The sequence below is a fragment of the Microcoleus sp. OTE_8_concoct_300 genome (assembly GCF_031383065.1).
Lineage (GTDB): Bacteria > Cyanobacteriota > Cyanobacteriia > Cyanobacteriales > Microcoleaceae > Microcoleus.
Genome location: NZ_JANMZH010000019.1, coordinates 26,718 through 33,238, shown reverse-complemented (window position 1 = coordinate 33,238; position 6,521 = coordinate 26,718). Strand labels below are relative to the sequence as shown.

The 6,521-nt window shown below is 44.1% G+C and carries 9 protein-coding genes; 5 read left to right on the top strand and 4 right to left on the bottom strand.

What is annotated here, in order from left to right; all coding sequences use genetic code 11:
• Window positions 1-305: 305 nt before the first annotated feature.
• Entirely contained in the window at window positions 306-1,196 is an 891-nt protein-coding gene (locus ACUVJL_RS01375) for an ABC transporter permease (protein WP_445244208.1), read from the bottom strand.
• A 221-nt stretch (window positions 1,197-1,417) separates the two neighbouring features.
• Window positions 1,418-2,134 (bottom strand): Uma2 family endonuclease, encoded by a 717-nt coding sequence (locus ACUVJL_RS01370; RefSeq protein ID WP_445244206.1) that lies wholly within the window; start codon window positions 2,132-2,134, stop codon window positions 1,418-1,420.
• 60 nt (window positions 2,135-2,194) lie between these two features.
• Here ACUVJL_RS01370 and ACUVJL_RS01365 point away from each other — a divergent pair, with 60 nt between their 5' ends.
• Genes ACUVJL_RS01365 through ACUVJL_RS01355 form a run of 3 tightly spaced genes read left to right on the top strand, consistent with a single transcriptional unit; the run spans window position 2,195 to window position 2,998 of the window.
• On the top strand, window positions 2,195-2,482 hold the full coding sequence (locus tag ACUVJL_RS01365) for a type II toxin-antitoxin system HicB family antitoxin (RefSeq protein WP_445244205.1): 288 nt from the start codon (window positions 2,195-2,197) through the stop codon (window positions 2,480-2,482).
• A gap of 13 nt (window positions 2,483-2,495) precedes the next feature.
• Window positions 2,496-2,789 (top strand): DUF433 domain-containing protein, encoded by a 294-nt coding sequence (locus ACUVJL_RS01360; RefSeq protein ID WP_445244204.1) that lies wholly within the window; start codon window positions 2,496-2,498, stop codon window positions 2,787-2,789.
• Entirely contained in the window at window positions 2,786-2,998 is a 213-nt protein-coding gene (locus tag ACUVJL_RS01355; RefSeq protein ID WP_445244203.1) for a DUF5615 family PIN-like protein, read from the top strand. Before ACUVJL_RS01360 ends, ACUVJL_RS01355 begins: the two co-directional genes overlap by 4 nt.
• 325 nt (window positions 2,999-3,323) lie before the next feature.
• On the opposite strand, the gene ACUVJL_RS01350 is transcribed toward ACUVJL_RS01355, so the two are convergent.
• Entirely contained in the window at window positions 3,324-3,704 is a 381-nt protein-coding gene (locus ACUVJL_RS01350; protein WP_445244202.1) for a hypothetical protein, read from the bottom strand.
• 289 nt (window positions 3,705-3,993) lie between these two features.
• Between ACUVJL_RS01350 and ACUVJL_RS01345 the strand changes: the two genes are divergently transcribed.
• Complete coding sequence (locus tag ACUVJL_RS01345) at window positions 3,994-5,397, top strand: NB-ARC domain-containing protein (protein WP_445244201.1); 1,404 nt, start codon at window positions 3,994-3,996, stop codon at window positions 5,395-5,397.
• Between the two features lie 177 nt (window positions 5,398-5,574).
• Window positions 5,575-6,162: a Uma2 family endonuclease gene (locus ACUVJL_RS01340; protein WP_445244200.1), complete on the top strand. Its 588-nt coding sequence runs from the start codon at window positions 5,575-5,577 to the stop codon at window positions 6,160-6,162.
• 6 nt (window positions 6,163-6,168) lie between these two features.
• Here ACUVJL_RS01340 and ACUVJL_RS01335 read toward each other — a convergent pair whose 3' ends face one another.
• On the bottom strand, window positions 6,169-6,519 hold the full coding sequence (locus ACUVJL_RS01335; RefSeq protein WP_445244199.1) for a DUF5615 family PIN-like protein: 351 nt from the start codon (window positions 6,517-6,519) through the stop codon (window positions 6,169-6,171).
• Window positions 6,520-6,521: the final 2 nt, after the last annotated feature.

Here is a 6,521-nt window from a genome sequence, read left to right as displayed (position 1 = left end):
AACATCGTTCGGTGTACCACCACCAGATAATTCAGTTTGTCTCAAAGACGCAGGCTAGACACTGTTTTAGTCTCAAATTAAGAAGGTGGTGAGTCTTCCTCTTTCAAGCCCCATGCCTTTAGGCTGGGGTTAGTGACAATTTATTTGTTGAACTTTCAAAAAAACAATTCTATCTAAACAATATTCTGACTTGTGACTAAATATTATATTACTTCGCTGGGGCTAAGGACACGGCAATGCCGTGTCCCTACAATTTACGGTGCAGGTTAAACGATCGCCCGCAGATTTGCTGCGATCGCCCTTCCTCACGCAAACCTGCGTCTCAGCAGCGGTTGAATGCTCAGCAGCGCCACTAAATCAAAGGCCAGCAGCACTAATAGGGCTCCTCCAAAGGTGACTGTACCCCAAGGAGCCTGCATCACGACACTGGCTAGGGACCAATCGCTGTGCAGGTACAGGTAGCGGATGGGTTCGATCGCGTAACTCAGAGGATTGAGAGTCACCACAACTTGCAGCCACTCTGGCATAAATGACAGCGGCGCGAGGGCTGTGCTGGCAAATAACAGCGGCAAGTTAGTAACAAAAATTACCGCTATTAATTCTACGTGACCGGGAAGAGCGAAGGCTAAACCCAGACTCAAGCCGGTGACGCCCAAAACTAATAGTAGGACGATCAGGGCGATCGCCCCTAGTCCGGCAATTCCGGGGAATCCGGCGCCCAAAAACGCCCCCGCTGTAACGATTGTGCCGGTTTGGATCAAGCTGAGGGTGACGATAAAAATAGCCGAAGCTAGGACGATCGAAAATCTCGAAGCCAAGGGCGCGACTAACAAGCGGTTGAGAAATCCGAACTCGCGATCGAACATAATCGGCAAACCAGCATTCAGCGCCCCGGCAAAGGCCGTAAAAACGATAACGCCAGCGCCGAGAAATTGTCCGTAATTCTGGCTTTCGCCGAACAAGCCGGCGGGTGCATTTTCAAACAGAGCTCCGAACAAAACCAACCACATCAGGGGCTGAATAATGCCTGCAACTAGCGTGGAGGGGCGGCGCTGCAATTGAATAAACAGGCGCTTGGTTAAGGCGAGTGTTTCTTGGATGAAGTCGCCCAGCAGGGAACTGGAAGTGTCAGCGGATGCCGTGGAGAGTGGCCGCTGCTGGTTGAGGTTGTTGGGGGATGTAACAGTACCGCTCATAATTGCTTGTTGTTGATTTTGATTAAATCTGAGATATTGCACCAGTTGCAATCATCCCTTTAGGGCGGGCTAGGAGCAACGGCCCACAAGAAGAAAATTGACTCTTTGTTGAACAGGCATCTTGCCTGTTCTTGAGAATGCTGCTCTTCGGTGAGTTAAATCGAACTCTCTTTAGGGTAGCAAGTCTGGGGGGATTGGTGGTGTTGGGCGGGCGATCGAGCTTACAACTGTTGGGGGTCAATCCCTTTTTCTCGCAGCAATTCTATTAAAGCTTGATAGCGCTGCTGTTCCTGTTGTCGCAGAGTGCGTTCTTCTTCTAGCTGTTGTTGAGCGAGTTGTTTTTCTTGACGTTCCTCTTCTCGAAGTTGATCTAATTCTACGGAAGTGAGGAATCTGCGATCGTCTGGGCGATAAATTTCGAGGGTTTCTGGTGTCATTTGAAACCGTATGCCCAAGCGGGGGCTAACCCAACCGTTGATTTCTGGGATTTCTTCTAGGCGATCGCCCACTCGCTGAGATCCTGTAAATTCTAAGGTATCTGGGTCATAGATATAATATTCTTCTACTCCGTAGTTTTGATAGAAGAATAGTTTTCTGAGCATTTCGGTGCTGGTATTTCCAGGGGATAATATTTCAAATACTACTTGAGGCGGAATATTATCTTCTTCCCATTGTTTGTAAGAACCCCTGTCTCCTTTTGGTCGGCCAAAGACTGCGAGTATATCTGGTGCTTTGCGAATTTTGTTATCGCCTTCGACGGGATACCAGAGTAAGTCGCCGGCAATAAATACGTCAGGGGAAGTAGCGAATAATATTTCTAGGTTTTCTTTGATTGTGACAATCCAGCGGAATTGTTTGGTGTTGTCTGCCATTGGTTGACCGTCGCTGTCGGGGTAGATGATTTGTGTTGTTGTTTGTGGGGCGAGCTGTTGTACCATGCCGTTCACCTTTTGGCTGCAATAGTTTTAATTATATCACGTAGAGGGGAGTCAAAGGCGATGGCGGATGAAAAACGGTGCTGGATATGCTACATTGAGTATGAAGAATTTAGCAAAAAAATGTCTTGTACTTTTACGGCAATTGTTTATTGGGAAGAGGATGTTTATGTAGCCGAGTGTCCTGAAGTGGGAACGGCTAGCCAAGGAGAAACGATAGAAGAGGCGATCGCCAATTTCAAAGAGGCAACGGAACTTTATTTAGAAGAATTCCCTCTGCCTAAAACTTCCCCCCGTCTGCTAACTACATTTGACAGTGCTATCCTAGATAAGAGAACACTCAGAAATTAGCGGGGAAAAAATCTTGTCAACTATCACGGATATAGGAACTCTAATTAGCCGTCAGCCTGACATACATGGTGGCTGTCCAATTATTGCCGGAACGGGTGTTACAGTCCGGCGCATTGCTATTTGGTACAAGCAAAGTTTGAGTGCAGAAGAAATTGCCGCTCGCATCGGGCATTTAACTCTCACCCAAGTCTATGCAGCTTTGACTTATTACCATGCTAACCGAGATGAAATTGATGCTGATATTGCAGCGGAAGCAGCAGAAGCCGATCGAATAGAAGCACTGCACAAGGCAAGGAGACAATTGTGAGTCAGATTCGGTTGTATATTGATGAGGATTCTGGCGATACGGGTTTAGTTCGTTCTCTGCAAAATCAAGCTATAGATGTGGTTACAGTTCTGAGTGCCAACAGACGAGGATATTCAGACGAAGCACAACTAATCTGGGCCACTGAACAAGGTCGTGTTTTATATAGTTCTAACATCAAAGATTTTTACCGTTTGCACACTAATTTTTGACTTGAAGGTCAACTTCATGCAGGGATGATGTTGGTACAGCAACAGCGCTATTCAGTGGGTGCGATTGCCCGAGCAATTCTGCGACTAATGGATGCGAAGTCAGCAGAGGATATGCAAAATCAAGTGGAGTTTTTAAGTAATTGGATTGGGGATTAAGCCTGATTTGTTGCGATAATTTAAGAGCGATCGCTCTTGGCTTAAGGAAGGGCGATCGCTCCCTCACTAAAAATTGGATTAAAGAAAGGCGAACCTGCTTTGCAAAATCGCCTTTTTCCCCTAATGTTTGTCCGCACCTTTTAGGCAACACACATTGTGGATATTGAGTCTACCATGTCCAGTAGCTATCGTAACAAGACCGTCCTCCATCGCCAACCCAAGTACCATAGTTCGGATGCTTATAGTTGCAAAGATCGTTGAGATGATGGGGATTCTCTGCCCACTCCTCCGTAGGGATTGTCAAATTTACTCCGCCTGTTCCCACTTGAAGTTCCTGATTCGTTTGCCGTCTCGCACAGATAACACGGTCACTCTCAGGTTCGAGCCGAAAAGATGTATTTTGACCATAGTTATCCTTACAAAAGCGCTCTGCATCCGACGGGTTTATATCAGAAATCTTGTAGATTACTCGTCTTTGTCCTGGTATTTGAGCGAAAACAGCTTCACCGATCGCGCTAGTTGCTACTAACGCGCAGACTGCTGAAGACATTAGTGTACTTAGCCAAGATGTTCTGAACATATTTTTCACGTTTGATTGGCAAATAATGGCATTTGGCGTTTTAAGGCTCTACCTAAAGTTAGGTATTTAGTTAAAAGGCTTTGAAAGGATTATATTAATATTTTTTATTATTGCCTACTATAAAAAGTATCTTTGGGTATTCATTTTAAAACCTTTTTTGTTAGTATAAAAATATTTTAAGTAGCAATGTGGTAGTAAAAAGTAGTAAAAAGCAGGAAAAAGTGGGATAATGGCTACAACATTAACATCTGCATGACCTATGGACGTTCAGGAAGTATTGAAATTAGCGGATGAACTAGCGGTGGACAAAACAGGAAAATATTTGGATGACATTCAAAAGGATACACTGCGCGGTATTTGGGAACGCAAGAAATACTTGGAGATAGCAAAAGCTTCCAACTGTAGCGAGACTCACATTAAAAAAGTAGCCTCCAAGTTATTCAGGCTATTCAGAGACAGACTAACTGATAAAAAACTTAAAAAAACTAACTTTAGAGCAACAATGGAAAGATATGAAATTTCTCAATGTTCTAATTTCGTAAACTTTAATATTGTACAAAAAAGTAACATTAATAACTTCTGCCCAGAAACATCCTACCCTCCCAAAACTCCACAAAATTTCCCCCCAACACAAACCTCAAATCAAACAAACACCCAACAAAAACTCGATTTAAGAGATGCACCCGATCGCAAAACCTTCTACAACTACCCCAACTCACCCCTCACCGCCCTCGAAAATGCGATCGCCAGCCAAAACTGCCGCCTCCTCACCATCACAGGCATGGCAGGCACCGGCAAAAGTGCGATCGCCCGTCACCTCATCCCCCAAATTCACACTCAATTCGATCGCATCATCTGGCGCAGTCTCCGCACCTCCCCACCCCTCGAAACAACCCTCAAAACACTCATTCAATTTCTCTCAAATCAACCAGAAATTAACATACCCGCCAACACCGATGTTCAGTTCTCAATCCTAATCGAATATTTGCGAGACAATCGCTGTCTCATCATCCTCGATGACGTGCAACAAATTCTCAGCAGCGGGCAACTTGCAGGACATTATAAACCAGGATATGAAAACTACGGAACCCTATTTAAACTCATCGGCGAAATCCCCCACAATAGCTGCTTAATTCTCAATAGTTGGGAACCTCCCTCAGACATCATCACCTTCACCGACGATAATTCAGCAGTATGTTTATTACAGTTAACCGGTTTAGGTGAAGCAGCCACAGAAATTCTTAGAGAAAAGGGTTTGTTGGATGAAGAAGCATGGCCAGAATTGATTAACCTTTATCAAGGTAATCCCCTGTGGTTAAAATTAGTCGCTCAAACCATTAACAACTTATTTAGCGGTAGAGTATCTCAATATTTAAGCTATCAACCAGTATTTTTAAGCGATGAATTGACCCCGATATTGCAGCAGCATTATCAGCGGTTGTCGGAAATAGAAAAACAGGCGATTTCGCAACTTAGTAATGAAATCGAGCCTGTTTCGTTTACCCAATGGATGGCCAAATGTCAAGGAGCACAAGGCGAATTATGTAAAGCAATTCAATCTTTAGCCAGACGGGGAATGATCGAAAAATTGAGCGGTGAAACAGAAACCGTTTTCAGGATTCCACCTGTGTTAAAACAATATGTTAAAATGATTGTAGAATAGTCATAAATATCTATAGGACTTACGCATTAAGGTTCAGAAACCGGGTTTTTTCCGAAAAAACTTAGTTACAGCCACAGATTCAGCAAAAAACCCGGTTTCTTGGGTCGGAGTGCGTAAGTCCTGTATCTAGCTAAATGAGAGAAAACCACGATCGCAACTCCTACCCAACCTAAACTAATGCTCACTTTCCATCGATTCATCAAGCAACTTCCAGATGAAGACGGACGCTATGAACTGGTTAATGGAGAAATTCTCAAAATCTTACCAACAATAAGACTGCACGAAAATGTAGCTGATATTATTGAAAATACATTCCAAAACGAGGTGAAACGCATCAACCTGAATTACAGGGTGTCTGGCCGAATTGTAGTCAGGACATTAACCCCGAATGGTAAAGAACAAGGCCGCCATCCTGATGTTACAGTAGTAGATAAAACGGTCTGGGACTCAGCTCCTTTCGCTTACTCAGCACTAATTGAACCGCTGCAATTAGCAGTAGAGATAGTATCAACAAATTGGGAAGATGATTATATCGACAAGTTGGATGAATATCAGCGGCTGGGAATTTCTGAATATTGGATTGTCGATTATTTAGCTTTGGGTAGCAGAAACTATTTGGGCAACCCGAAAGAGCCGACTGTTTTTGTTTACCTGCTTGATGAAAATGGCGTTTATCAAATGACTGCTTACCGAGGAACTGAGCGAATTATATCTCGAACTTTCCCAGAATTAGCGCTGACAGCAGAGCAAGTATTGGATATCTAAAACTTGTTACAATGGTAGATACAAAACAACTCCTTTCCACTCCGATTGTTCGCTACAGTTAACCAGCAGCAGAAGTTCATCAATAGCCTGTCTAACGGGCATTCGATCGTTAATTATAAACAAACCTGACATTTGTTCCTTATCCCTCAACTGTTCGTAAGCCAAATCGGGCATAGTTGCTCGGTCATGGCTTAACACAATGCGATCGTTCTGGGCCGCCCAGTTGAGAATTGTTGGATCGTCGGCTTCTCGCAAACCAACATCCTGAACGCGAAGCAAGTCAAGGTCTGGCTGACGCAGGAAAAGCCCTCGAACAATATCGCCATTAAAATTTTCATCGCTCAACAGCCGCAGCATAG